General features: G+C 73.9%; 18 protein-coding genes. 7 read left to right on the forward strand and 11 right to left on the reverse strand.

Going from position 1 to position 25270, the window contains the following annotated elements; genetic code table 11:
* Positions 1-21 precede the first annotated feature (21 nt).
* Positions 22-2691, forward strand: coding sequence for a pullulanase-type alpha-1,6-glucosidase (gene pulA / locus AC4BDD_RS22100; RefSeq protein WP_490691888.1), 2670 nt, complete (start codon positions 22-24; stop codon positions 2689-2691).
* 81 nt (positions 2692-2772) lie between these two features.
* Here pulA and AC4BDD_RS22105 read toward each other — a convergent pair whose 3' ends face one another.
* The 5 genes from AC4BDD_RS22105 to AC4BDD_RS22125 form a co-directional block, all read right to left on the reverse strand.
* Positions 2773-3474, reverse strand: a complete 702-nt coding sequence (locus AC4BDD_RS22105) for a TetR/AcrR family transcriptional regulator (RefSeq protein ID WP_490687193.1) — start codon at positions 3472-3474, stop codon at positions 2773-2775.
* 60 nt (positions 3475-3534) lie between these two features.
* On the reverse strand, positions 3535-4617 hold the full coding sequence (locus AC4BDD_RS22110) for a PDR/VanB family oxidoreductase (protein ID WP_490687194.1): 1083 nt from the start codon (positions 4615-4617) through the stop codon (positions 3535-3537).
* 1 nt (position 4618) lies between these two features.
* Positions 4619-5536 carry a metal-dependent hydrolase gene (locus tag AC4BDD_RS22115; RefSeq protein WP_490687195.1) on the reverse strand — a complete coding sequence of 306 codons (918 nt, stop codon included), beginning with the start codon at positions 5534-5536 and terminating at the stop codon, positions 4619-4621.
* Positions 5537-5629: 93 nt separating this feature from the next.
* Positions 5630-7708, reverse strand: a complete 2079-nt coding sequence (locus AC4BDD_RS22120; RefSeq protein ID WP_490687196.1) for a hypothetical protein — start codon at positions 7706-7708, stop codon at positions 5630-5632.
* A gap of 323 nt (positions 7709-8031) precedes the next feature.
* Complete coding sequence (locus AC4BDD_RS22125; RefSeq protein WP_490687197.1) at positions 8032-11178, reverse strand: alpha-N-acetylglucosaminidase; 3147 nt, start codon at positions 11176-11178, stop codon at positions 8032-8034.
* A gap of 184 nt (positions 11179-11362) precedes the next feature.
* Here AC4BDD_RS22125 and AC4BDD_RS22130 point away from each other — a divergent pair, with 184 nt between their 5' ends.
* The gene (locus tag AC4BDD_RS22130; RefSeq protein WP_490687198.1) at positions 11363-12265 is read left to right on the forward strand and encodes a serine hydrolase; all 903 of its coding nucleotides are present in this window, start codon (positions 11363-11365) and stop codon (positions 12263-12265) included.
* On the opposite strand, the gene AC4BDD_RS22135 is transcribed toward AC4BDD_RS22130, so the two are convergent.
* Positions 12232-13203, reverse strand: coding sequence for a LysR family transcriptional regulator (locus tag AC4BDD_RS22135; RefSeq protein WP_490687199.1), 972 nt, complete (start codon positions 13201-13203; stop codon positions 12232-12234). The genes AC4BDD_RS22130 and AC4BDD_RS22135 overlap by 34 nt on opposite strands.
* Positions 13204-13286: 83 nt before the next feature.
* Between AC4BDD_RS22135 and AC4BDD_RS22140 the strand changes: the two genes are divergently transcribed.
* Positions 13287-14324 (forward strand): MBL fold metallo-hydrolase, encoded by a 1038-nt coding sequence (locus tag AC4BDD_RS22140; RefSeq protein WP_490687200.1) that lies wholly within the window; start codon positions 13287-13289, stop codon positions 14322-14324.
* A gap of 81 nt (positions 14325-14405) precedes the next feature.
* Here the strand turns inward: AC4BDD_RS22140 and AC4BDD_RS22145 are convergent, their stop codons facing one another.
* The 4 genes from AC4BDD_RS22145 to AC4BDD_RS22160 form a co-directional block, all read right to left on the reverse strand.
* Entirely contained in the window at positions 14406-15812 is a 1407-nt protein-coding gene (locus tag AC4BDD_RS22145) for an SGNH/GDSL hydrolase family protein (protein WP_490687201.1), read from the reverse strand.
* Between the two features lie 357 nt (positions 15813-16169).
* Entirely contained in the window at positions 16170-16718 is a 549-nt protein-coding gene (locus AC4BDD_RS22150) for a winged helix-turn-helix domain-containing protein (RefSeq protein WP_490687202.1), read from the reverse strand.
* A gap of 540 nt (positions 16719-17258) precedes the next feature.
* Complete coding sequence (locus AC4BDD_RS22155; RefSeq protein WP_490687203.1) at positions 17259-18125, reverse strand: S1 family peptidase; 867 nt, start codon at positions 18123-18125, stop codon at positions 17259-17261.
* Positions 18126-18440: 315 nt separating this feature from the next.
* Positions 18441-21584 (reverse strand): AAA family ATPase, encoded by a 3144-nt coding sequence (locus AC4BDD_RS22160; RefSeq protein WP_490687204.1) that lies wholly within the window; start codon positions 21582-21584, stop codon positions 18441-18443.
* A 170-nt stretch (positions 21585-21754) separates the two neighbouring features.
* On the opposite strand from AC4BDD_RS22160, the gene AC4BDD_RS22165 reads away from it, so the two are divergent.
* A complete protein-coding gene (locus AC4BDD_RS22165; RefSeq protein WP_490687205.1) occupies positions 21755-22204 on the forward strand; it encodes an SPW repeat protein in 450 nt (149 codons plus the stop codon).
* A 118-nt stretch (positions 22205-22322) separates the two neighbouring features.
* Here the strand turns inward: AC4BDD_RS22165 and AC4BDD_RS22170 are convergent, their stop codons facing one another.
* A complete protein-coding gene (locus AC4BDD_RS22170) occupies positions 22323-22691 on the reverse strand; it encodes an arsenate reductase family protein (RefSeq protein WP_490687206.1) in 369 nt (122 codons plus the stop codon).
* Between the two features lie 122 nt (positions 22692-22813).
* On the opposite strand from AC4BDD_RS22170, the gene AC4BDD_RS22175 reads away from it, so the two are divergent.
* The 3 genes from AC4BDD_RS22175 (at position 22814) to AC4BDD_RS22185 (ending at position 25177) form a co-directional block, all read left to right on the forward strand.
* Positions 22814-23092 (forward strand): hypothetical protein, encoded by a 279-nt coding sequence (locus tag AC4BDD_RS22175; RefSeq protein ID WP_490687207.1) that lies wholly within the window; start codon positions 22814-22816, stop codon positions 23090-23092.
* Positions 23093-23313: 221 nt separating this feature from the next.
* On the forward strand, positions 23314-24183 hold the full coding sequence (locus AC4BDD_RS22180; RefSeq protein WP_490687208.1) for a HalD/BesD family halogenase: 870 nt from the start codon (positions 23314-23316) through the stop codon (positions 24181-24183).
* A 64-nt stretch (positions 24184-24247) separates the two neighbouring features.
* Complete coding sequence (locus AC4BDD_RS22185; protein ID WP_490687209.1) at positions 24248-25177, forward strand: class I SAM-dependent methyltransferase; 930 nt, start codon at positions 24248-24250, stop codon at positions 25175-25177.
* Positions 25178-25270 lie beyond the last annotated feature (93 nt).

The raw sequence follows: 25270 nt of genomic DNA on the forward strand, positions 1-25270 counted from the left end.
GCGCTCGCGCTCGCCACCGCGCTGATCCCCGCCGTGCCGCAGGCGCTCGCGGCCACCGCCGCGCCGCCTCGGGCGGCCCGCGAGGGAGCCGCGCCCGTCGACCTGTCCACCGCGCGGGCCCAGTGGATCGACGGTTCCACCCTCGCCTGGCAGGTCACCGCCGGCGGCGACACCCGCCAGGAGCTGGTCTACGCACCCCAGGGCGGCATCACCGTCGAGAACGGCGAACTGTCGCAGCCCGGCGAGCGGCTGCGGCTCACCCCCGTGCCGGGCGGACTCACCGACGCCCAGCGCGCCGCCTACCCGCACCTGAAGGACCACCCCGCCTTCCGGATCGACCCGCGCGACCGGGACCGGGTTCGCCAGGCGCTGCGCGGCCAGCTCATCGCCACCCAGCGCGACGCCCGGTCGGGCACCCTCACCGCGGCCACCGGCGTGCAGACCCCGGGCGCCCTGGACGACCTGTACGGCAGCCGGGCGGTCCGCGCGAAACTGGGGCCGGTCTTCCGCGACGGGCGCCCCACCCTCTCCGTCTGGGCGCCCACCGCCCGCACCGTCTCCCTGGAACTCGACGGCCGCACCGTCCCCATGCGCCGGGACGCGGACAGCGGGGTCTGGCACGTCACCGGCGATCGCGGCTGGCGCGACAAGCCCTACCGCTACGCCGTCACCGTCTGGGCCCCCAGCGTCCGGAAGATGGTCACCAACAAGGTCACCGACCCCTACTCCACCGCGCTGACCGCCAACTCCACCCGCAGCCTCGTCACCGACCTGGACGACCCGCGGCTCGCCCCCAAGGGCTGGCCCCGGCTGAAGAAGCCCAAGGCCACCCCGCTGCGCGACGCGCAGATCCAGGAGCTGCACGTCCGCGACTTCTCCATCGACGACCGCACCAGCGGCCACCCCGGCGGCTACCTCGCCTTCACCGACCGTGACTCGGACGGCATGCGGCACCTGAAGCGGCTCGCCGCCTCCGGCACCTCCTACGTCCACCTGCTGCCGGTCTTCGACCTGGGGACCATCCCGGAGCGGCGCTCCGACCAGGCCGACCCGGCCGACCGGCCCGGCTGCGACCTGCCCGCGCTGCCCGCCGACTCCGAGCGCCAGCAGGAGTGCACCGGCGCCACCGCCGCAAGGGACGGCTACAACTGGGGCTACGACCCGCTGCACTACACCGTGCCGGAGGGCGGCTACGCCACCGACCCCGACGGTCCCTCCCGGACCCGCGAATTCCGGCAGATGGTGCAGGGCCTCAACCGCACCGGCCTGCGCACCGTGATGGACGTCGTCTACAACCACACCGTGGCCGGCGGTCAGGACGACAAGTCCGTGCTCGACCGGATCGTGCCCGGCTACTACCACCGGCTGCTGGACGACGGCACCATCGCCACCTCCACCTGCTGCGCCAACACCGCGCCCGAACACCGCATGATGGACAAGCTCATCGTCGACTCGGTGGTCACCTGGGCCAGGGAGTACAAGGTCGACGGCTTCCGCTTCGACCTGATGGGCCACCACCCCAAGGCCAACATCCTCGCGGTGCGCCGGGCGCTCGACGCGCTCACCGTCGAGAAGGACGGCGTCGACGGCAAGGCGATCATCCTCTACGGCGAAGGCTGGAACTTCGGCGAGGTGGCCAACGACGCGCGCTTCACCCAGGCCACCCAGGCCAACATGGCCGGCACCGGCATCGCCACCTTCAGCGACCGGGCCCGCGACGCGGTGCGCGGCGGCGGTCCCTTCGATACGGACCCGCGCATCCAGGGCTTCGCCTCCGGCCTGTTCACCGACCCCAACGACTCGCCCGCCAACGGAAGCCGGGCCGAGCAGCGGGCCCGCCTCCTGCACTACCAGGACCTGATCAAGGTCGGGCTCAGCGGCAACCTGAAGGACTTCGCCTTCACCGACACCAGCGGCCGCCGGGTCAGCGGCGCCGAGGTCGACTACAACGGCTCCCCGGCCGGATACGCCGCGGCCCCCGGCGACGCCCTCGCCTACGCCGACGCACACGACAACGAATCCCTCTACGACGCCCTCGCCTTCAAGCTCCCCCAGCGGACCCCGGCCGCCGACCGCGCCCGCATGCAGGTCCTGGCCATGGCCACCGCCGCCCTCTCCCAGGGCCCGGCGCTCAGCCAGGCCGGCAGCGACCGGCTGCGCTCCAAGTCCCTGGACCGCAACTCCTACGACAGCGGCGACTGGTTCAACGCCCTGCACTGGGAGTGCCGGGAGGGCAACGGCTTCGGCCGCGGACTGCCCCCGGCCGCCGACAACAAGGCCAAGTGGGGCTACGCCAAGCCGCTGCTGACCGACCCGGCGCTGCGGCCCGGCTGCGCCGAGATCGACGGCGCCTCGGCCGCGTACCGGGACCTGCTGCGCATCCGGGCCACGGAGAAGGCGTTCAGCCAGGCGACCGCCGAACAGGTGCGGTCCGCGCTGTCCTTCCCGCTCTCCGGGACCCAGGAGACGCCGGGAGTGATCACCATGAAGCTGGGCCGGCTGGTCGTGGTCTTCAACGCCACCCCCGAGCCGCAGCACCAGACCGTGGACGCGCTGGCCGGCGAGGCGTACCGGCTGCATCCGGTGCAGGCGGGCGGGGCGGACCCGGTGGTGAGGAACGCGTCGTACGCCGCGGATTCCGGCACGTTTACGGTCCCCGCGCGGACGGTGGCGGTGTTCGTCCGGCCCTGACCTTCCTCTGACTGGGGCTCCGCCCCAGACCCCGCTCCTCAAACGCCGGAGGGGCTGGAATTTGGCGGAGCCCCGAAAGGATCAGGCAGCCGGCTGGGGCACCAGTGTCAGCAGCCGGCCGATCAGCTCGGACAGCGGCCCGTTCGGCGGCTCACTGGCAAGGACATGGCGCATCAGCCGCGCCAGATCCTCGTCGTACGCCGCGCCGACCGCCGTCATCGCCGCGAACTCCTGCACCAGCTGCCGCTCCAGATCCGCCCGATCCACCACCCGGCCGTCCAGCCACAGCAGGGCCGTCGTCTCCGCATGGGAGACCCAGGAGCGGATCAGCAGCTCCACCCGCGGCACCGGCCGCGCGATGTCCAGATGGCGCAGTATCTGCTCGTACGCGGCCTGCCGGACCTGCTCGATGATGGCGCTGTTGCTGCTGGAGCCGACCGCGGGGCCGCCGCGCATCAGCGCGGCGAAGCCCGGGCCGTGCTCCTCGACGAAGTCGAAGAAGCGGTGCATCACGCGCAGCAGCCGGGCGCCCAACGGCCCCTCGTGCGGCTCCTGGAACCGGCTCGCCAGCTCCTGCCCGGCCCGTCGCACCGCCGCCTCGTACAGGCTCTGCTTGCCCGGGAAGTAGTGGTAGACGAGCGGTCGCGATATCCCGGCGGCCTCCGCTATCTCGTCGATCGAGACGTCCTCGGGTGAACGGCGGCTGAAGAGGTCCAAGGCGACCTGGATCAACTGTTCGCGCCGCTCCTCGACGCCCATCCTGCGGCGCACTCCGCTGGTCATGGAGGTAACTCTAGTGACCGGCCGCCGCGTGGCGAAGGGCGCTCGAGTGGCAGGAGGCGGTCAAACGTCCAGCACCAGACGGTCACCAAGCGCCCGCGAGACGCAGACCAGCATCGAGTCGTCACGCTCGCCCTCGGTCAGCAACTCGTCGCGGTGGTCGACCTCTCCGGAGAGCACCCGCTGCTGGCAGGTCCCGCAGAACCCCTGCCGGCAGGAGTACGGCAGGTCCGGCAGCGCCTGCTCGCGGATCGCGGTGAGCACGCTCTGGTCGGCCGGGACGGACACCGTGCGGCCGGTGCGCGCCAGCTCCACCTCGAACGCGGTGTTCTCGCCCGTCTCGCCGGGCTCGGCCGGGGTGAACCGCTCGACGTGCAACTCCATCCCGTCGGGGAGGAGTTCGGTGACCGACGCGCGCAGGCCCTCCGGTCCGCACACATAGACCGCCGAGCCCGGTGGCGCGTCGGCCAGCGCGGTGGCCAGGTCCGGCCGCCCCTCCTCGTCCTCGGCGACGATCCGCACCCGGCCCGCGCCGGCGTCCAGCTTCCCGATCTCCTCCAGGAACGGCATCGAGGCGCGCGACCGGCCGCAGTACAGCAGCCGCCACGGCACGCCCTCGGCAGCGGCCTGCCGCACCATCGGCAGGATCGGGGTGATGCCGATGCCGCCCGCGATGAACAGGAAGGCACCGTACTCGCGCAGCTCGAAGCGGTTGCGCGGGCCGCGCACGGTCACCGTGGTGCCCACATGGAGCTGCTGGTGCGCCTCGCGGGAGCCGCCGCGCCCGTCCTCGATCAGCCGGACGGCGATGGTGTACGCGGCGGGGTCGGCCGGGTCGCCGCAGAGCGAGTACTGCCGCATCGTCCCGGACGGCAGCACCAGATCCAGGTGGGCGCCGGGCTTCCAGCCGGGCAGCCCCTCGCCCTCCAGCCGCAGCCGGACGACGCCCTCCGCCTCCTCGGTGCGCTCCGCGACCAGCAGTTCGCGGTCCGAGCCGCGTCGGCCCCGGCCGGATATCGGCTCCTCCAGCGCGGGCATCGGCCACAGCGGGGACGTCCGGAGCCGGCGCCGCACGGCCCGCCGGATCAGCAGCGTGGTACCTGCCACGGCGAGAACGGTGCGGGGGCGGGGAGAGGGCACGGGCATCTCAGGATCCCATCCGGGCGGTACGGGTGTCGGCGGCCAGCGCGGCGGGGGAGCCGGCCAGGTAGGCGACGGCCTGCTCGGTGTTGCCGTGCTGGGAGGGGTGGTAGGTGCGGCTGAGGTACTGCGGGATGGACCGCGCGATGGCGCCAGGGGTCGGCAGCACCCCCTGCCGTCCGGCTCGCGCGAACTCCTTGAAGCTCGCCTTGCCGTCCAGCAGCGTCGGGTCGTTCGCCATGAAGAAGCGGATCCCGCGCTGCCACAGGAAGACCAGCGCGCCGAAGGCGGTCGCCCAGGTCCGCACCCGGCGCCGGTAGCTGCCGTCGACGTGCATGAAGAGGTCGAAGGCCACCGAGCGGTGCTCGACCTCCTCCGCCCCGTGCCAGCGCAGCAGGTCCAGCATCATCGGGTCGCCGCCCCTGCGGTCCAGCGCCTCGGCGTTGAGCACCCAGTCCCCGAGGAAGGCGGTGTAGTGCTCGATCGCCGCGATCATGGCGACCCGCTCCAGCAGCCACCACCGGCGCGCCCTCCCCGGCGGCAGTGTCCGGTCGCCGAGCATCTTCTCGAACATCCAGTCCACCTGGGCGGTGTACGGGGTGGGATCCAGGCCCAGCTCCCGCAGGCGCGGCAGCACCTCGTCGTGCGCCCGCGAGTGCACCGCCTCCTGCCCGATGAAGCCGATGACGTCCGCGCGGAGCGCGTCGTCACGGATGTAGGGCAGCACCTGCTTGTACACGTGCAGGAACCACCGCTCGCCCGCCGGCAGCAGCAGATGCAGCACGTTGATGGTGTGGGTGGTCGACGGGTCGCCGGGGAGCCAGTGCAGCGGGGTCGCCGTCCAGTCGAACGAGACATTGCGGGCGTGCAGTGGCGTGTGCTCCGACGCTATCGGGAGGGGTTGCGCCTTCGCCTTGTTAGACATGTTGTCAATATAGGGGCGCCGCTCCTTCCGGGAACAGGCTCATGCACCGGAATTGTGGTCAGGGCGGGGCAGTGGAGGGGGCAGTGCAGGGCGTCAGTGCAGCGGGGCGATGCGGGTGCCGTCGGCCAGGCGCGCCCGCAGCTCGGGACGCGCGCCCAGGTCGGCGGGGAGCGCCAGCAGCCGGCCGGCCGCCTTGCCCCGCACCTGACCACCGGAGGAGACGGAGGTGACCCCCGGGCCGCCCGCCGCCAGCACGTACCACTGCCCGTCCTCCGACTTCCACCGCACGCCCGCCAGCACCTGTCGCTGCCGGGGGCCGCAGGCAGCGGAATCCTCCGCGTCCGCCGTCACCGCGCCCTGCTCCCCGGGCCCGGCCGCGGGCCGCTGGAACTGCGTCAGCACCGTGCTGCCGCGACCCCGCCAGCTCTCCGCCCGGGTGCACACCCACTGCGCCTCGCCACTGCCGTCGGGCAGCGGCTGGGCCGCGAACCGCCAGGCGTTGACGCTGCGCACCCCGTGCGCGGCCATCCGGTCCAGCACGCAGGCGGAGCGCGACCAGCTCGCCAGGGCCCGCGCGCCCGCCACGTCGCCCTCGGCACCGGGCGCCCCGTACGTCAGCCGGGCCGGGACGATCTCGCCGAGGTCGGTGACGAGCCGTTCGCCGAACTCCAGCGCCTGCCAGCCGCCGCAGCCGCCGTCCCGCCGCGGCCCGGCGAGGCTCACCGGGCTGGTCACCGCGGCGGTCACCCCGTCGCCCCGGCGGCGCAGCTCACGGGCCGGCGCGTCCGGGTGCAGCAGGTCCCGCACCCGCGCGGACGGCACCCAGGGCGCCGTCAGATACCGCACCTCGCGCCCGGACCGGTCCACCACCAGCGCCGTGGCCGATTCCATGTCCCCGGCATCCACCCGGGCCAGGTCCAGCGCCGCACCCTTGGCGGACCCGGTGCCCCTGGGCTCGGCATAGCGCACCACGCGCAGCCCGTCGTACAGCACCACCACCGTCACCTCGCCGACGTCCCCGGCATACAGCAGCTGCGCCGGCCCCGCGGCCGGGCCCGGCGCGGTACCCGGCGTCACCGACCGCTGCGCCGAGCCGCCCGGCCGCGCCCAGGTCTCCAGGGCGCGGCGCAGCAGCGCGGAGTCACCGATGCGATCGCCGCGCGCGGGCCAGCTGCCGAAGTCGGCGCGGGTGGCCTGCCGCCAGGCGCCGGGCTCGGCCCGGGTGAGCTTCGCCGGGTCCAGGATCCGCGCGAAGCGGGGATCGGCGGCATACCCGGCGGCCGGGTCGGAGCCGAAGAGCTTGCCCGGCACCCCGAGCAGCGTGCCGCAGGCCAGCATCGCCGCCGTGCCCGCCAGCGCGGCCCGGCCGTAACTCCGCCGCTGCAGCAGGTCGGTCGGGCGCGCCTGGAGCTGACATGGGTCGAACTCCGGGTCCTCCAGCGCCGTTCCGCCCCGGCTCCAGGAGGGGCGGCGCACCGCGGACGCCTCTGCCACCGCTGCCGCCTCGGCCACCGCCGCCCGCGGATCCGCCGCTCCGGCGGCGGCCAGCAGCGCGCACACCTCACGGTCGGGCAGCCGCTCCAGCGCGCGCAGCACATACGCCGCCCGGCCGGGCCCGGAGAGCCCGGCGAGCGCCTGCTCCTGGGCCAGGGCGTCCGCGCCACCGGCGCGGGGGAACAGCCGCAGCCCCCACACCCGGGGCAGCGGCGGCGGTAGCTGACCGGCGCGCGGCAGCCGCCACCACCGGCGTGCCGGGCCCGCCGCCAGCGCACCGCGCACCACCCGCAGCCGCACATAGGCGTAGCCGGGGTCGGCGGGTCGGCCGTCCGGCCTGCGCTGCCCGGGCAGCTCCGCGCGGGTGCCGCGCGGCCGGCGCGTGGGGAGCGCCCGCTGGACGAGCGCGTGCGCGGTCAGCACCCGTCGCTCGCGGGGCATGCGGGGCGGCAGGATCAGGTAGCCGAGCCGGACCAGACGCGGATAGTGCTCGACGATCGCGGCCTCGGCCTGGTCGGCGTCGACTCGGACACGGGCGATGTCGACTGCGCCTGTGTCGACGGCGTTCACGGTGTCGATGGTGCCGACGGCATTGGCATCGGCATTGGCATCGGCGTCGGCTGCCGCGGTGGCGGCGGCGGGCTCGGCGAGGGTGGCTGTCGCCTGCTGGTGCTTCACGACCCGGAGAACGAGTGATGGGTGCGTTGGTCACCTTCTGGGTGGCCTATGGCCTGGTCCCGGCTTCGGGTTGCGGCGGCGGGTGGGGGTCCGGGGGCGCCACCGGGGCATCTCTCCCCCAGACTCCGTCCGGGGGTGCCCCCACAGACGGTGAACCCGACGGCTCGATCGCGAGGTGAGCCTTCGTTTGGTTCACCGCCCTGCGGGGAGTGCCCCGGCACGCCCCCTCACGCCGTCGCCCTGCTGTCCGGCACGTTCCCTTTCGCCCTTGCGCTCCTGCCCGGCCCGGATGGGCTCCGGCCACCCGGGCCGGGCTCGGCTTGTCAGGTGAAGCGCCAGGCGCTGAACTCGACTGTGCCGCGGGTGGCGGTGCCGCCGCTTGCGGCGGTCATGAAGAGGCCGGCGTCCTGGGCGGGGGCGGCTCGGGGGAGAGTCACGGTGGCCACCGTCCGCCATGCCGTGCCGTCCGTGGAGAGTTCACCGGTGTACGAGGCGGCGCCGGTCCGGGTGAGCCGGAGGAGGACCGGGGCCTTCACGCCGGTGATCCGCCGGTAGGTGTCCAACGTGCCGTCGCCGTTGGCGTCGTATGAGAGCACCACGCCGTTGGCGGGGGTGACGGCCAGGTTGACGAAGCCCGCCGAGGTGGCGGTGGAGAGGCTGTCCCGGACCACGATGCCGGCCCGTGCCCACGGCCCGGTGACCGCCTGGGCGTCGACCCGGACCGTCACCTGACCGCCGGGGGACAGCGCGCCCTCCCGGTGGACGGTGCCGAACTCCGCGGTCGCCCGCCACAGGTCCGCGCCTGAGCCGTTGATCGCGAACCGGTCGCCCAGCTGGCCGAAGACGGCTGCGTTGGTGGTGACCGTCTTCAGGCCCGCGTCCAGCGGGCCGGCCACCCACAGGGAGTCGGAGCGCACCGTCCGCACCCGGTCCTCGCCCTTGGGGCCGTAGGAGACCGCGAGCTCGAAGGGGAGTGGTTGCAGGGGGCGCTCCAGGGGCGTGGATGGGGCGGTGGGCTGCCAGCGCACCTCGCCGCGCCCGCCTGCCTCGACGCCGTCCAGCCGGGCCGTCTGCGGGGTGGTGTCCAGTCCGGTCAGCTCGAAGTCCACCCGGCCGGTTCTGCGCAGCCCGTTGACGTTGTGGAAGTCCGCGGTCAGGGTGCCGGTGGAGCCGGGTGGCAGCGCGGCGGGCTCCGCGGTGACCGTCACCGTGCCCTGGTACGGCGCCGTGGCCAGCACCTCGTGCACCCGGGTGGCGGTGCGGTGCGCGTCGCCGGTGGGCCGCACCGGATAGGTCTTCCGCTCCCGGGTCCACTGCTCCTCGATGGCGTACCAGTCGAAGGTCCTGGGGGCCCGGCCCTGCGCGAGCGCGTCCTCCAGTTCGTCCAGGTAGCTCTGCCAGTGCGGCAGGTGGAAGTCGGCGATCAGACCGTTCCAGTCGCGGTTGGCGTAGTTGGCCAGGCGGCCGCCGTCCGCGGTCGGCCGGTCCGCCCAGGTGGTGATCAGTATGCGTGCGGTGCGCTCCAGCGCCGCGGCCTCCGCCGGGGAGGAGGCCAGCCGCTTGGCGTCCTCCAGCCAGGGGCCCAGCAGGAAGCGGCGGTGCGTGCCGGCCATCTCGTCGCTCAGCCGCATCAGCTTCAGCCACAGCCGGGCGAGCGCGCCGAAGGTCTCCTGGTCCTGCCGCTGGTACGCCTCCTCCAGCTGCGGGATCAGCTGCCAGGAGCGGTTGGCCAGGGCCTGCCGCGCGATGTCGGCCAGGTCGTGCCGGTAGGCGTCGGAGTCGCGCAGCGGGGGGCGCACCCGGAGCAGCGCGGCGAGCGCGGTGTCGAAGGCGGCCGGGTCGAAGGCCGGGGTGTGGGTGGCGTAGTGGGTGCCGGACCGGGCGGTCAGCGAGGGCCGGGCGGCGAAGACGCTGTCGTGTGGGCGGCCGTCCCGGCTGCTGATCCGGTACGCCGTCTCGCGCAGCGCCGCGTAGGCCTCCCGGGCGTGGGCGTCCCGTCCGCCGAGGCGTACCAGGGCGTAGGTGTCGAACCACTCGGTGCGGTCCACCGCCTCCGCCCGCCAGGCCAGCTCGCTGAAGAGTTCGAACGCCGCCGGATCGCGCTCCACCGCCTCCGCCATGTAGGCCGTGCCGGCCAGCTTGCTGCCCGGCTTGTCCCGCCAGCGGGTGAACCGCTCGGCCCACATGTGGGTCTTGGCGCCGATCGTGGTGCGGCCGCCGAAGTTCGGGATGGTGCCGAAGGCGTACGGCACCCCGCCCCAGTCCCGCTCCCGGTCGGTGACCGTCTCCAGGTCGGACAGCCCGTCCACCACCAGCATCCGGTCGTGGTCGACGGCGTCCAGCAGATCGCGCCGCGGGTTCTCCTGCCAGCCGAGGATCACCCAGATCGCCTGCGGCCGGGCGGTGCGCAGGGCCGCCTCCACGGCGCGGGCGGCGGCCGGCACCGGCACGTCACCGGGGCTGCCGCCCTCGTGCAGCAGGTCCATCTTGAAAAGGTCGGCTTCCCCGATGAGTTCACGCTGATGGCGGTAGAACGCGGCCGCCACGTCGCGGAAGACCGCGGTACGCGGATCGAGCCAGTCCGGCCGGCGAAGCCCCGCCCAGTCGCCCTGCGGCACGGTCCGGGCTCCTGGGTTGCGGTCCGCGAAACCGTCCGGGACGGTCCCGAAGTAACCCGGCAGCACCGGTGCCATGCCCAGTTCGCGCAGCCGTCCGGTGATCCGCCGGCCCAGCTCGGCGCGCCGGGCCAGTAGCTCGGGGCTGACCGGGCCGCCGTACCCGCTCATGTTCTGCAGCAGCCACCAGGGCTGGTGTGAGGGGGCGGGCAGCCAGGCGCGCGCCTCGGCGTCGGAGTAGCCGAAGTCCATCAGCAGCCGGTGGTAGACGGCCTCCTGGCCGGGGGTGACCAGCAGCTCGTTGCAGCCGTGCAGCGCCGCGACGTCGATCAGGCGCTCCCAGCGGTTCCAGTCCGCGTACGGCGCGGTGTAGCCGTCGTGGGTGTCGTTGAAGGCGAACCGGTGGGGCAGCGCGGTGGAGTGGGTGATCGGCCGGCGCGGCGCGGGCAGCCGGTCCGGCAGCCGCAGCTGGTCACCGGACCAGGTGATCTGGGCGTGGCAGGTGTACTTCAGATACCAGTGGACGCCGGTGAGCAGCACCGCCGGACTGGTCCCGGCCACGGTGATCCGCCCCGGCGCGCCGGTGACCTCGAACCGCTCCGGCGCCCCGTCCAGAGCGACCAGCCGGAACTGCTCGGCGTGCTCGGGCAGCAGCCGCTCCAGTGCCGCCCGCGCCGGGCCGGTGCCGAACGGGCCCGCCTCCCGGCCGCCCGTGCTGTCGTCGTCGGCCTCCTGGCCCGGGGCCGACTCCCCGCCGCCGTCATCGGCCGCCGCCCGGGTGCGGCTCCCCAGTGCGGCCCCGGCCCCGAGCGCCCCCGCGGTCCCCATCAGCGTGCGTCTGGTCAGATCACTCACGTGTGCCTCCAAGCAAAGGCCAACGGACGTGGTGCGCTCGCACGTTAACCACGGTGACAGCACGCGAGCAACGGTGCCGACGGTACGTGTCGGGCCCCGCGCGTGGGCAGGCCTCCGGCCGTCCGTGCGGTGCGTCAGGATGGGCGCACCCGTGTGCGGGCGCGGGGGAGGGTGGGGAGAGCGGATGATGGACGCGGAGATCGCCGCGGCGAGGGCGCGGCTGCGGCTGCACGCGGCGTGCGTGGACTGCGGAGGGCAGACCGGGATCCGGGCCGACGAGCCGGCGGTCCTCGCCTCGGTCGTCAAGGTGCTGCTGGTGCTGGAATTCGCCCGGCAGGTCGCGTACGGGCAGCTGGACCCGGCGGAGCGGGCGGTGGTGCGGCAGGCCGACCGGCTGGGCGGAACGGGCACCTCCGGGTGCTCCGACGACGTGCAGATGAGCCTGCGGGACCTGGCCGGGTTCGCCATGTCGGTGAGCGACAACGCCGCGGCGGACGTGCTGTTCGACCGGGTGGGCGTGGACACCGTACGGCTGCTCGCCAAGGAGCTGGGGCTGGACCGCACCCAGGTGATCGGCTCCCCCCGCGACCTGCTGCGGAGCATGCTGGAGGACGTCGGCGCGGCCGACACCGCCACGTTCGCGGCCCGGTACCCGACGCTCGGCCCGGACCGGCTGCGGGCGCTGCGGGTCCGCGACCCGCGGCACACCAACGCCTCAACCGCCCGGGACATGACGCGCCTGCTGACCCTGATCTGGACCGACCGGGCCGGGCCCCCGGCGGCCTGCGCGCGGGTCCGCGACCTGATGGCCCACCAGGTCAGCTGGCACCGGCTGGCCGCGGCCTTTCCCGAAGAGGTCGCCGTCGCCGCCAAATCGGGCACCCTGCCGGGCGTCCGGAACGAAATCGGCGTCATCAGCCACCCGGATGGCGGCCGCTACGCGGTGGCGGTCCTCCTGGAGACCGCCGACCTGGGCACGCGCCGCCCGGACCTCGACGCGGCGATCGGCTCGGCCGCCCGGCGGGCGGTGGAAGCGCTGCGCGGCTGCTGCTCTCAGGACGGGGCGCCGTCGCCGGCCGGCGCGTAGACGACATCCCACGGCAGGGACGCGCGGGGCGGCTCGGCCGGGTCGGCGGGGGTCTCGGCGCGCAGCACCTCGGCCGCGACGGCCGCCAGCCGGGGCGCCGCCGGATGTGCGCCGTCGGCCGGCCACACCACGGACATCGGCCAGGCCGGTGAGTCGGCGGCCAGCGGACGCCACACCACCCGGGGCTCCTTCTGCGCGACGGCGGCGTGCGCCAGGGCCACCCCGCGCCCGGCGATCACCAGCCCCAGCACCACCTCGGGGCTGCCGGCATGCACCACCGACGGCGGGCGGTAGCCCTGCTTCCGGCAGGCGGCGAGGGTGGCGTCGTGGAGTCCGGGCGCCGCGTCCCGGGGGAAGAGCACCAGCGGCTGCCCGGCCAGCGCGGGCAGGGCGACCGCACCGGTGCCGGCCAGTGGCGCGTCACGCGGCACCACCACGCCCAGCGGCAGCGCGGCCACCGGGCCGCTCATCAGACCTGCCGGCTCCACCGGATGCTGGACCAGGCCGGCGTCCAGCTCGCGTTCGGCCAGCAGCCGCAGCTGCCCCGCGGTGCCGATCTCCCGCAGCTCCAGCTGCACCTCGGGCGCCTCGGCCGCGAAGGCGGTGAGGATCCGCGCCAGCACCCGCCCGGGCAGCTCCGGCGGCACCCCGGCGCGCAGCGTGCCGTACCCGCCGCGAGCCGCCAGCGCGACCCGGCTCCGCAAACGCTCCGCCAGCGCCGTCAGCTCTTCCGCCTCGGCCAGCAGCACCTCGCCCGCCGCGGTCAGCCGCACCCCGCGCGAGGACCGGTGGAACAGCCGCGCGCCCAGCTCCTCCTCCAGCGCGCGGATCCGCTGGCTCAGCGGCGGCTGGGCCATGCCGAGCCGTTCCGCCGCCCGGCCGAAGTGCAATTCTTCGGCGACAGCCCGGAAGTAACGCATGTGCCGCAGTAGGTCCACGCAGCAACGATATCGATTCCGATATCACCACCCGGGCTGAGTGATCTTGGACGGGCCGCGCGGCCGGGTGCTCTGATGCCCGCATGCGATCCCCCTTCCACTCCGGCCGGTCCGGCGAGCCCCGCACGTCCGGCCGGTCCGCGCTCTCCCGCCGTCGGCTGCTGGGCGTCTCCGCCGCCGGCCTGACGGGCGCCGCCTTGACCGCCACAGCCGTCGCCAGGGCCACCGAGGACCACCCGGCCCAGCGGACCGGGCACACCCGATCGGCTCCGGGCGCATCCGGCATACGGCTGCGCTGGTTCGGCAACAACAGCTGGGAGATCCGCGTCGAGCGGCCCGGCGCCCGGCCCGCCACCGTGCTGATCGACCCCTGGCTGACCCGCTTCCGCACCGGCACCTACACCAAGAAGGGCGCCGACCCGCGGACCAGACTGTCCGTGGACACCGCCCTCCTCGACCGCCACCGGCTGAAGGCGGACCAGATCCTGGTCACCCACGGCCACTACGACCACCTGCCCGACGTCCCCCACCTGGCGACCACCACCGGCGCCACCGTGTTCGGGACCGAGACCCACGCCAATCTGCTGACCGCGCTGGGCGCCCCCGAGGAGCAGCTGTCCATCGTCAGCGGCGGCGAGTACCTGCGCTTCGACGGCTACACCATCCGAGTGCTGCGGTCGCTGCACTCGATGCCCGGCCCGCGCGCCCAGGTGCCCTTCCCCGGCACCCGGCCCGGCCGCCCGCCCCGGCGCCCCGAGACCATCGCCGACCTCGTCGAAGGCGGCACCCTCGCCTACGCCGTCACCTCCACGGCCACCGGCTTCACCGTCGTCAACTTCGGTGGTTCCAACTACAGCGCCGCCGATCTGGCGGGCGTCCACCCCGACCTGGCGATGATCCAGCCCGGCGGCTCCACCGTCCACGACTACGTGCCCCGGCTGCTGGAGCACCTGGACCACCCGCGGTATGTCCTCCCCACCCACTGGGACGACTTCGACCTGCCGCTGGACGAGCCCGCCAAGGACTGGGGCGGCCTGGAGGCGCTGGAGACGGCGGTGCGGCAGGCCAGCCCGCGGGCGCGCTTCGTCCGCCTCGACCACCTGGAGACCTTCACCCCGTGAACGGCTGCACCCACTGCCGGACATGGGACGGGGCCGGTGCGTGCTGCGGCACGCACCGGCCCGTGGGACTTCCCGCCCCGGTCAGACGAGGTTGACGACGCGCGGGCGCACCACGCGCTCGATGGCCTGCTGGCCCGGCAGGGTCGGGTGTGCCTGCTGCTGACCGCCGTAGCCGTTGATCGGGTAGACCCAGGGGTGCCGGGAGCACAGCTCGTGCCCGTTCAGCGACTCCAGGACGGAGACGTACTCCACTCCGGCGTTGTGCGCCGCCTGGGCGAGCATGCGGTCCAGCCGGACGCCGAGCTGGTTCAGCGCGGCCCGCTCGTTGTTGGCGAGCCAGATGCAGCTCTCGTCCTGGGAGCGGTTGGGGAACAGCCGCGGGTAGCCGGCGATGACCACGCTGGCGTTGGGCGCCTTGGCCTTGATCTGCCGGTAGGCGGACTCCATGGTGGGCCGCAGCCTGTCGACCCGGGTCGCCGCCCTGGCCACGGTGCCGTTGTTGACGCAGTTGTGGAAGACGCAGTTCTCCAGGATCGGCGAGAACCCGACGTCATTGCCGCCCATCGTCATGGTGACGACGGCCGGCTCGTCCAGACCCTTGAGCCGGCCCAGTGTCTGCAGCTGCGGCGCCTCCCCCTTGAACGAGCCGCTCAGCGCCGCGGTCGTCGCCCCGGAGCAGGCCAGGTGCCGGATCCGCTTGATGCCCGGGACGTTCCTGTCCAGCAGCCTTGGCCAGGCGCTGGCGCTGCGGTGACAGCCGCTGCGCCCGCCGGTGCCCGGGTCGTACGGCGGGTTGGCCTCCCCGGAGGAGTAGGAGTCGCCGAGCGCCGCCAGCGCCTCGGGCTGCGCGTAGGTGACGTTGTCGATGGCGAAGCCGGCCGCCTCGCCCGCCACCTCGTCGACCCGGAAGCCCGTGATGCCCTTGCCCTGGAGGGTGACCGGCACGATCCCGGTCCGGTCGACCACCTTCTTTGCGACCTCCCTGCCCTGGGCGTTGATCGCGGTGACGGCCACCGTCCCCGGCGTGTCGATGTAGCCGACGTCCACCGAGAAGCGGGAGACGGTGCGCGTCTTGCCGCTCTTCTTGACGAAGTTGCCCTGGATGCCGCCGTGGAACTGCGGGCTGCCGGAGAGCACCGGGGAGGACGGGTTGGCCCCGTCCTGGCTGATGAACGGCGTGCCGCCACCCCCGGATCCGGTGAAGACGATGCCGCGCTGCTGGTACTGCTTGGCGATCGCGGTGCTGAGCGGGAACTCCGAGAACGTGATGGTCTGTTCGCCCGGCGCCGGGGCGACCGCCGCCGGCCGTGCCGGGGTTGCCGCCGGTGCTCCGGGGCGGGCGGTGCTGGGTCTCGCGCCGCCGGCCGCGGCTGACGGATTCCCTGGATTCCGGCCGGAGCCGTCCGCCTGGGCCACCCCGATGGGCGCTGCCAGCACGGTGATGAGCAGTACCGACCCTAACCAGGCCGCCCCACGATGGATTTTCATGAAGATCGAACCCCCCTCTGCTTCCCCACCCGTACCCGCCGGGCACGGGACCCCTGCCTCACCAGGAGCGGAGTCAGCATGGCAGCGTCACGACGCAAGAAGGCTGAAAGTCATCTATTGCGCTTTTATGGTCTGAGGGAGTGGAAGACGGCCGTAAATGTCGTACTGGAATGGCAACAATCCGCTTCAGGCCGGGGTTCACCGGGCGGCTTCGGGCCTGGTGTCCGCCGAGCGTGCCGGCCCGAGGCGCCACCGGACGCGCGCCCGCCGCGCCGGGGCTGTCCCCGGGCCTCAAGGGCCCGGGAAGCCGCCTCGGCGCGGCGGGCGCGGTGTGAACGACCTGCTACTCGGCGGAGATCAGGCGGTCGGCACGTACTTGTAGCCGACCCGGCGGACCGTCATGATCGACTGCCGGTACTCGGCACCCAGCTTCCGGCGCAGCCGGGCGACGTGGACGTCCACCGTGCGACCGTCGCCCACATGCCCGTACCCCCAGACGGTGGTCACCAGTTGGTCCCGGGTGTGCACCCGGTGCGGGTGCGCGACCAGATGGGCCAGCAGCTCGAACTCCAGATACGTCAGGTCCAGCTGCCGGTCCGCGATCCAGGCGGTGCGCTGGTCGGTGTCGATCCGCACCAGCCCGTCCCCCTGCGGGGCGGCGGGCTCCGCGGGCGGCTCGGGGGCGCTCTGGTCGGCCGGTACCAGCACCAGATAGCCGACCATCGGCGGCTGGCCGGGCAGGGTGGGCAGGGTGTGCGGGGGAGCGGGCAGCCAGGTCGCGCCGGCGTGCAGCAGTTCGGCGACCGGCGGCACCTCGTCCGGGGCGACGGCGCGCAATCGCTGGCGGTGCGGCTGCGGTGCGGCGACGGGCGAGGAAGAGGCGGAGAGCGTACGCACGTTCGTCATGAGGGGTCAGCTTCTTTCGCGCAGAAGGGGCGTCGGGGACGTCGTGTGCGCGGGGCAAAGGCCGCTGAGTGCTGAGTGGTCCGGCTGAACGGAGAGGAGGAAAGAGGGAAAGGCCGTCAGCCGAGCGAGCGGGCCCGCGCATGGGATGCGCGGCAACACTCGCGGTCGAAGTGGTGCGCCTGCCGGGACGGCCAGAACGGCTCGAGGTCGAGGCGACCTGTCGCGGTGTCGTGGTCGTGGAAGCGGGACATGCCTCCTATTGAAGCAGACAACCCGTTCAGGCCGCTCCGGCCGGGTACCGGAACGTCCGGATCCACCCGGGCGCCGCCTGCCGACCGGAAAGCGGGCCGGGAAGGCCGACCGGGAAGGCGGCCCGGGAACGCTGGGCGGCAACGCGGGCCCGGAAAACGGACCGCCCGCGGGGAAGGCGTGCGGCCTCACCCGCGGGCGGCGCCCGGCGGAATCCTCCCGAGGGGCGTCACGGAGGCGTCGTCGCAGAGGTGTCGACGAGCCCCGGATCCGCTCGATCCGTGCGCTGGATCAGGAGTTGACCTGCTGCGTCACCAGGCTGGAGAAGGTGGTGAGCCGGGTGTAGACGCCCGGGATGTGCGGGTCCGCGCAGCCGTCGCCCCAGGACACGATGCCGGCCAGCCGGCCGCCGATGAGCAGCGGGCCGCCGCTGTCGCCCTGGCAGGTGTCCACCCCGCCGCGGTCGTAGCCGGCGCAGACCATGTCGGAGGCTATGAAGCGGGAGCCGTACGCGGACCGGCAGTAGCTGTCCGAGGTGGTCGGGACGGTGGCGGTGCGCAGCTGGTTCGAGGCCGTGCCGCCCGAGCTGGTGTCACCCCAGCCGACGATGCGGGTGGTGGTGCCGGCCGCGTAGACGCCGGTGTCCGTCGGCGAGACGTACTTGGCCGGGGTGTACGGCATGGCGGTCGACAGGGTCAGCACGGCGACGTCGTCGCCCTTCTCGACCTTGCGGTACGACGGGTGGATCCAGATCTTGCTCACCTTGGCGACGGTGCCGTTGGTGCCGTCGCGGTAGGTGCGGCCACCGACCACCCGCACACCGCTGGTGGTCTCACCCACCATGCAGTGCGCGGCGGTGACGACCTTCTTCGGGGCGACCAGCGTGCCGCCGCAGAACTGGTTCTCGTCGGCGTCGGTGATCTGCATGACATACGGGTAGGCGCTCGCGGTCGTGGTGGTGCCACCGACGATCGGCTTCGGCGCGGGCTGGGCGGTGGTGGCGCCGGCGACCGGCTTCGGCGCGGGCTGGGCGGTGGTGGCGCCGGCGACCGGCTTCGGCGCGGCGTCGGCGGTGCCGGTGAGCGCGGTGGCCAGCGCGGCGGACGCGGCGAACGCAGCGGCGGCGAGCTTGGCGCGGCGGGGGAGCGTGAGGCGCATGATTCTCCTCGGAGCGTCATGGGTGGGGGGTTCCGCCGGTGGGGGGGGCGGCGCGCGCTGCGCACAGTCGATGGCGCGCCGGACCCGCACACCGGACGGGAGGATGCGTCGACAGCGTCGTCAACGGCCGTCACGCTAGAAGCCGGGGGCCGCGCGCCCAATGAGGGGTGTCCCTCGACCACCGCCGTAGGGAGAACCCTCTATCGGGCCTCGGCCGTTCGGCGCCCTTCCCTTGCGCACCGCTGCCCCGCCGCCCGCCCCCCGCTGCCTGCCCCCTGCTGCCGGTCGTTCCGGCCGGTGGCGTGCGGCGGATGGTCAACCCGAGGTGCCGCGCGAGGCCAGCCGTACGATGTCGACCCGCGAGCGGATCCCCAGCTTGCGGTAGACCCGGGTCAGCGTGGCCTCCACGGTCTTGACGCTGATGAACAGCCGCGCGGCGATCTCCCGGTTGGTCGCTCCCTCCAGGACGAGCGCGGCGACCCGGCTCTCCATCTCGGCCAGCGAGCCGAGCAGCCCGGCAGCCACCGTGCCCCTGCCCTCCGGCCCAGCCGCCCCGCCCGGGCCTCGCTCCCCCCAGTCCGCTCCGGCCGCCCAGTCCGCTCCGGCCGCCCCGCCCGCGCTCTGCTCCCAGTGCGCTCCCGCTGTCCCGCTCGGGCCGGGCTGTCCCCGGTCCGCTCCGGCTGTCCGGCCCGCGCCCGGCTGTGTCCAGTGCGCTTCCGCTGTTCCGCCCGCGCGCGGCTGTCCCCGGTCAAACCTCACCGCCTCGCCCTGGCCCGGCTGCCCGCAACCCGCCCCCACAGCCGCGGTCGCCGTGGCCGTGGCCGTCGCCGCCGCTGTCGCGAGAGCCGCGGCGGCCCGGTCCTGCCAGGGCCTGGCCTTGGCGCGGCGGAAGACGCGAGCCGCGCCGGCCAGGGCGACCAGCCCTGCCGGAAGGTTTCCGCGCTCCGACTCCACCCGGCCCAGCGCCAGTTCGGCCCGGCCCTGTTCGAGCCGGTGGCCGAGCGTGCCCAGTCGGCGGGCGGAGTCGCGCAGCACGGCGGCCGCCCCGTCCAGATCGCCCTCGCCGGCGCGTATCAGCCCCTCGGCACGGCCCAGGACGGCGAGGACGCCGACTCGGCGCAACCGGGTCGCGGCGGCCCGGGTCTCGTCCACCACCTGCCGCGCCTCGGCGAGTTCACCGATCAGCGCCAGCGCCTCGGCCAGATCGCCGTGGACCTGGCTCTGGGCCGGGTCCGCCACCCCCTGGCCGCGTTCCATCTCCCGGGCCCGGCGCAGCAACGGCACCGCCGCCTCCACCTCGCCGCCGGTCAGCCGGGCGTGGCCCAGCGCGTACAGGCCGCGCGCCAGAAAGAGCAGGTCGCCGTCGTCGTCGGCCCGTCGCACCGCCTCCTGGGCCAGCGTCAGGGCGCGGGACACGCTGCCGCCCGCCGCCTCCGCGAGCGCCGCCAGCTGCCGGACGGGGCCCTCGCCCACCCCCGCGTCCTGGGCCAGCCGCAGGCTGTGGTGGGCGTGCTCCAGCGCGGCCGCGCACCGGCCGGCCCGCAGCTCTGCCTCCGCAAGACCGCGCAGGAACAGCATCTGGCCCTCCACCGCGCCGCGTTGCTCGGCGAGCCGGGCCAGCCCGCGCGCGGTGGCGCGCGCCTCGTCCAGCCGGTCGCTCAGCAGCAGTGCCCGGAAGCGGAGGTAGCCGGGGCCGCAGGGGTCGCACTCCACCCGCGGGTCCTGCGGCTCGGCGAGCGCCGCGGCCAGGGTGCGTTCGGCGTCCCGATGCCCCATCAGCATCTCGGTCAGCCCCTGGAAGGAGAGCGCGAGCAACTCGGTGCGGCGGTCCTGGGCCTCGGCGGCCAGTGCGGCGGACCGGGCCGCCTCGGTACGGGCGCGGGGCAGCGAACCGCCCGCCAGCAGGGCCCGCCAGGCCAGTTGGTAACGCAGCGGCGCCAGCAGCCGCGGCTCGCCACCGGCGTCCGCCAGCGCCTGCGGGAACACGTCGTCCAGGTCGGCCATCGCCTGCCCGGCCGAGTCGATCACCGCGATCCAGGCCCGTACCCGGTCGGCCGGGCGCTCCGCCTCGGCGAGCACCTCGCGCGCGGTCTGCCGGGCCAGCTCCGGCTCGCCCGCCACCAGGGCGTCGTCGGCCGCCTCCAGCCGCCGCGCGATCACCGCCGACGCCCGGTGCGCGGGGGTGCGTTCGGCGGCGAGCAGCCCGAGCCGGGCCGCCGTCGCGGGCGCGCCTCGCTCCCGGGCCACCGCGGCGGCCCGGGTGAGGGTGTGCGCGACCTGTTCGTCCCGCCCCGGGGTGGCCAGCGCCAGGTGCCGGGCGCGCTCGATGGGGTCGTCGGTGGCGCGGGCGAGTGCCGCGTGGGCGGCGAGCCGCTCCCGGGGCGTGGCCTCGGCGTAGAGCGCGGCGGAGATCAGCGGATGGGTGAAGCGTACGGACCCGTCGGGGCCGGTCTCGATCATGCCCAGCGCGGCCGCGCCGGCGAGCTGCGCCTCGGCGTCGCCGCGGCCGGCGGCGCGCAGCAGGCCGAGGGTGGGCCGGGCGCCCGCGCCGGCCAGCAGCAGCGTGGCGCGGGCCTCGGGCGGCAGCGCGCACAGCCGGTCCAGGACCAGGGCGCGCAGGCTGGTGGGTACCGGCAGCGGGTCGCCGGGGCGCGGCGGGGCGCCCAGCTCGGCGAGGGCACGGCCCAGCTCCAGGGCGAAGAGCGGATTGCCGCCGCTGGCCCGGTGCACCTCGCGCAGGACGGCGCCGGGCAGCGCCGGGCGTCTTCGCCGGACCAGCAGCTCCGAGGTCTGCGAGAGGGTCAGCGGCGGAACCGGCAGTACCAGGGCGGGCGGCGGCAGGGCGCGCAGCCGCGTCCGGGGCCCGGAACGCAGGCCGCTCGCCAGTCCGGCCGGACTCTCGCCCTCCGGCCGGTCCCCGGCGGACTCGGTGCGTATCGCCGCGATCATCCGGACCGGGAGCCCGCCGACCCGCCGGGCGGTGAACTCCAGCAGCTCCGCGCTCGGCCGGTCCATCCACTGCACGTCGTCGGCGACCAGCAGTACCGGTGCGTGTGCGGCCAGTGCCCGGAAGACGGAGAGCACCGCCAGCCGCAGGGCGAGGCCGTCCCGCTGCTCCACCGCCCCCGGGCGGCCGGTGAGCGCGGCGTCCAGCGCGGCCCGCTGCGGGGCCGGAAGGGTGTGCGAGACCTGGTCCACGACCGGTCCCAGCAGGTCGATCAGGGACAGGAAGGGAAGGTGCGCCTCGGACTCGGTGGGGGAGCAGCTCAGCAGGAGCCGGCCGTGCGCCGCGCAGTCGGCGGCCAGTGCGCGCAGCAGGGCGGACTTCCCGATTCCGGCCGGTCCCGGCAGCAGGACGCTGCCGCCGCCGGTCAGCCGGGCGCGGGCCCGGGCCAGCAGTTCCTCACGGCCGACCAGCTCGGTCCCCGGCTCCTGGTCCGGCGCCGGCGCTCGTTCCATGGGTCATCCCCCTGTGCCTCTGCACGCTGCCCCACCCCCGGGACGCCAGATAAGGACTGGATAAAGCCGACATCTATTAATAAATCAAGGCAAGGCGCACAATAGTGGGGTAGTGCGACGCTCCGTTGTACTGCGCGGTCAGATGTACATGATCGAAGGAGGCGAGTCGCATGGCCGACGTCTCGCGTCACACAAGTGATCTTACGGGCCATCCCGACGTTTCCGAGATGCGGGAGCGGTACGCCCGCGTGGTCGGCGGACGGGACGTCGTGTTCGTGGACGCGCCGGTGCTGCTCGCCGGCCTCTACCTCGCGATATCCCCGTGGGTGGCGAACTTCTCGGGTGTCACCGACATGCGGTGGCACAACCTGACGCTCGGCTTCGCCGTCGCCGTGCTGGGCCTCGGGCTGACGCTGGCCCCGGCGCGGATGTACGGCCTGAGCTGGGCCATGTGCCTGATCGGCCTGTGGCTGGTCGTTTCCCCCTGGGCGATCCTCGGCACCTCCCCAGGCATCGGAGTGATCTGGAACAACATCGTCACCGGCGCCGTCATCTGTCTGCTGGGCGTGGCCGCGGCGGCCCTGTTGTTCAGGTCCAACCGACCTAAGACCACCACCTGAACCGACACGCGAGTCGGCCGCGCCCCACCGTCAGGCGCGGCCGACGGTCATGCCGGCGCGCGGAGCGGGCCCCGGCCGCCTCCCGGAGGCCCGCCGTCCGCCTCGCCGAGGGGCAGCGTCAGTGCGCGGAGCGGGACAGCGCCTCGCGGACCGCGTCCTCGGAACGCCCCACCACGGCCGTGCCGTCGTCCGCGGTGATGATCGGACGCTGGATCAGCTTCGGGTGGCCGGCGAGCGCCGCGATCCAGCGGTCCCGCGCGGCGGCGTCCCGGGGCCAGTCCTTCAGCCCGAGCTCCTTGGCGGCCGGCTCCTGGGTCCGGGTGATGTCCCAGGGCTCAAGCCCGAGCCGGTCGAGCACCGCGCGGATCTCGTCCTCCCCGGGCACGTCCTCCAGATAGCGGCGGACGGTGTAATCGGCACCCTCGGCATCGAGCAGGGTGATCGCGCTGCGGCACTTCGAACAGGCCGGATTGATCCAGATCTCCATGGCTCCCACGGTACCCGCAACACCCCCTTAAACCCCCTCTGGCCTGGGGACTTTGTCAGTGGTCGGTCGTAAAATGGGAGACGAGAAAGAGGGCTTTGAGTGCCGCCTTTTGGAGGATGCCGATGGCCGTTGCCGCAACACCTCTCCCCGACCTGCCGACCTTCCCGACCCTGCCGAAGAAGCGGATGCCCGCCGGGCAGCCCCGCGAGTGGTACGAGACCCACAACCGTCGGCTGAAGGCCATGCGCCTGGCCATCGCCCTGCTCAACTCCGGCGTCTACCAGGCCGAGCAGGCGCACGACCACCGCATACGCGCCACCGCCGCCCAGATCGGGGTGCACCCGCCCTCCGACACCACCTGCCGGATGGTCCGGTCCTTCATCCGGTACGACAACCGCTGACCGGCGGCCGGGGCCGGCCGGCCCCGGCTGACCTCGGCCGGCCACAGCCGATCGAAGACCGACGCTTCCCCGTCGCGCCCCTCCGGCGCGGCGGGGATGCGCCATGGTGGGACGAGTCGCCATGGTGGGACGAGTCACAGACAACAACTCGACACCATGGGAGCTTCAACAGCGTTACTCCTCAGTAGAGTTGCGGTTCCCCCATGCGGAGAGGATCGAATTTGAGCACTGTGGAAGCGATTGCGCTTGACCAGGTGGTCGACACGGATCGGTATCCCCTGCCGGATCTCGGCAGCCCGGCGGGGCAGGCCGTGGTCGACCGGGCCCGGCGCGAGCTGTCGACCCTCGGCTGCACCGTGCTGCCGGACTTCATCCGCCCCTCACTCCGCGATGCGCTGCGCCGGGAATGCTCGGCCATCGCCCCCCAGGCCCACTTCGACGTCGAGGTGGTCAACGTCTACAACATCGCCGTCGACTCCGACCTGCCCGACGACCACCCGGGCCGCATCCCCTTCGAGCGGGGCAACGCCTTCGTCGCACGGGACCGCATCCCCGCCGACGCCCTCATCAGCCGGCTCCACACCGACGAGACCTTCCAGGACTTCGTCGCCCGCTGCTTCGAGCTGCCCCGGCTGCACGAGCTGGCGGACCCGCTCTCCGGGCTGGTGCTCAACGTCGTCGAGCCCGGCAAGGAGCACCCCTGGCACTTCGACACCAACGAGTTCACCGTCTCCATGCTCACCCAGGAAGCGCAGGCCGGCGGCGTCTTCGAGTACTGCCCGAACATCCGCTCCGCGCACGAGGAGAACTTCACCGCCGTCCGGGACGTCCTCGACGGCCGCGGCGAGAAGCTGATCCGCCGCCTCCCGCTGCGGCCGGGCGACCTCCAGCTGTTCAAAGGACGCTACTCGCTGCACCGGGTGAGCCCGGTGGAGGGCGGGACCGCGCGCCACTCGGCGATCTTCGCGTACAGCGAGCGTCCCGGCGTCATCGGGAGCGTGGCCCGCACCCGGCAGCTCTTCGGCCGGGTGCTGCCCGAGCACCTCGCCGCCGAGGGCCGGGCCGTCCGAGGGGACGCGCTGCTGGATTAGCGAGCGAGCAGCGGGCAGTCGTCGTAGGCCGTTTCCCACTCTGCGATCCACGGAGGAAAGCCCCGTGCGTTTCGACGCGACCGGAAAAGTCTCACTCGACCACATCTACACCCAGCCCGACCCGCGCGCGTACTTCCAAGTGCTGCGCACGCTCGACTACTGCGTTCCCCAGCTGGCCAAGCCCTATTTCGCCAAGCTCATCCAGGACTGCCGCGAAGCCCGCCGCATCGCCGTGCCGAAGGTGCTGGACATCGGTTGCAGCTACGGGATCAACGCCGCGCTGCTGAAGTACGACGCCACCATGGACGAGCTGTACGCCCGCTACGGCGATACGGCCGACGGGCCGGCGGCCGGCGGCCTCGAAGCGTCCGGCGGCCCCAGTGCCGTCAGCCGCGAGGCGCTGCTGGCCCGGGACCGCGAGCTGGCCCGCTCCCGCCGGCCCGCGGACGGCATCCACTTCACCGGCCTGGACACCTCCGCCAGCGCGCTCGCCTACGCCGTCGAGGCCGGCTTCCTCGACGACGCGCTCCACGCCGACCTGGAGCGGCACGACCCCACCTCCCACCAGCGCGACCAGCTCGCCGGGATGGACCTGGTGATCTCCACCGGCTGCCTCGGCTACGTCACCGAGCGGACCCTCACCCGCGTCGTCGAGGCGCAGGACCGCCACCGGCTGCCCTGGATGGCGCACTTCGTGCTGCGGATGTTCCCCTTCGACGCCATCGACCGCGCGCTGGCCGGATTCGGATACCGGACCATCCGGGTCGACGAGGTGTTCAAACAACGGCGTTTCGCCTCCCCGGAGGAGCAAGCCCTGGTACTGGAGACCATGTCGGCCGCCGGGGTGGATGCGCGCGGCCTGGAGGAGGAAGGCTGGCTCTACGCACAGCTCTACCTCTCCCGGCCGACCGGCGCCCCGGGCACCCCGGCCGCGGGAACCGCCGCCCGCGAGGACGACACCGACCTCAACGAGCCGAATCGAGAGCAGAAGTGACCGCAGAGTTGACCGTCAGCCCCGAAGACGCCGACCCGGAGGCGAACGCGGCCACGGCCGCCACGACCTTCTCCCGGGAGAACGACCTGCCGC

Source organism: Streptomyces sp. JLBT605 (genome assembly GCF_058215555.1).

Excerpts from the sequence above, each read along its gene's own strand:
- AC4BDD_RS22105 (WP_490687193.1), bottom strand. The coding sequence starts at position 3,474 with ATGACCAGCGGAGTGCGCCGCAGGATGGGCGTCGAGGAGCGGCGCGAA.
- AC4BDD_RS22110 (WP_490687194.1), bottom strand. The coding sequence starts at position 4,617 with ATGCCCGTGCCCTCTCCCCGCCCCCGCACCGTTCTCGCCGTGGCAGGT.
- AC4BDD_RS22115 (WP_490687195.1), bottom strand. The coding sequence starts at position 5,536 with ATGTCTAACAAGGCGAAGGCGCAACCCCTCCCGATAGCGTCGGAGCAC.
- AC4BDD_RS22130 (WP_490687198.1), top strand. The coding sequence starts at position 11,363 with ATGATGGACGCGGAGATCGCCGCGGCGAGGGCGCGGCTGCGGCTGCAC.
- AC4BDD_RS22140 (WP_490687200.1), top strand. The coding sequence starts at position 13,287 with ATGCGATCCCCCTTCCACTCCGGCCGGTCCGGCGAGCCCCGCACGTCC.
- AC4BDD_RS22145 (WP_490687201.1), bottom strand. The coding sequence starts at position 15,812 with ATGAAAATCCATCGTGGGGCGGCCTGGTTAGGGTCGGTACTGCTCATC.
- AC4BDD_RS22150 (WP_490687202.1), bottom strand. The coding sequence starts at position 16,718 with ATGACGAACGTGCGTACGCTCTCCGCCTCTTCCTCGCCCGTCGCCGCA.
- AC4BDD_RS22155 (WP_490687203.1), bottom strand. The coding sequence starts at position 18,125 with ATGCGCCTCACGCTCCCCCGCCGCGCCAAGCTCGCCGCCGCTGCGTTC.
- AC4BDD_RS22160 (WP_490687204.1), bottom strand. The coding sequence starts at position 21,584 with ATGGAACGAGCGCCGGCGCCGGACCAGGAGCCGGGGACCGAGCTGGTC.
- AC4BDD_RS22165 (WP_490687205.1), top strand. The coding sequence starts at position 21,755 with ATGGCCGACGTCTCGCGTCACACAAGTGATCTTACGGGCCATCCCGAC.
- AC4BDD_RS22170 (WP_490687206.1), bottom strand. The coding sequence starts at position 22,691 with ATGGAGATCTGGATCAATCCGGCCTGTTCGAAGTGCCGCAGCGCGATC.
- AC4BDD_RS22175 (WP_490687207.1), top strand. The coding sequence starts at position 22,814 with ATGGCCGTTGCCGCAACACCTCTCCCCGACCTGCCGACCTTCCCGACC.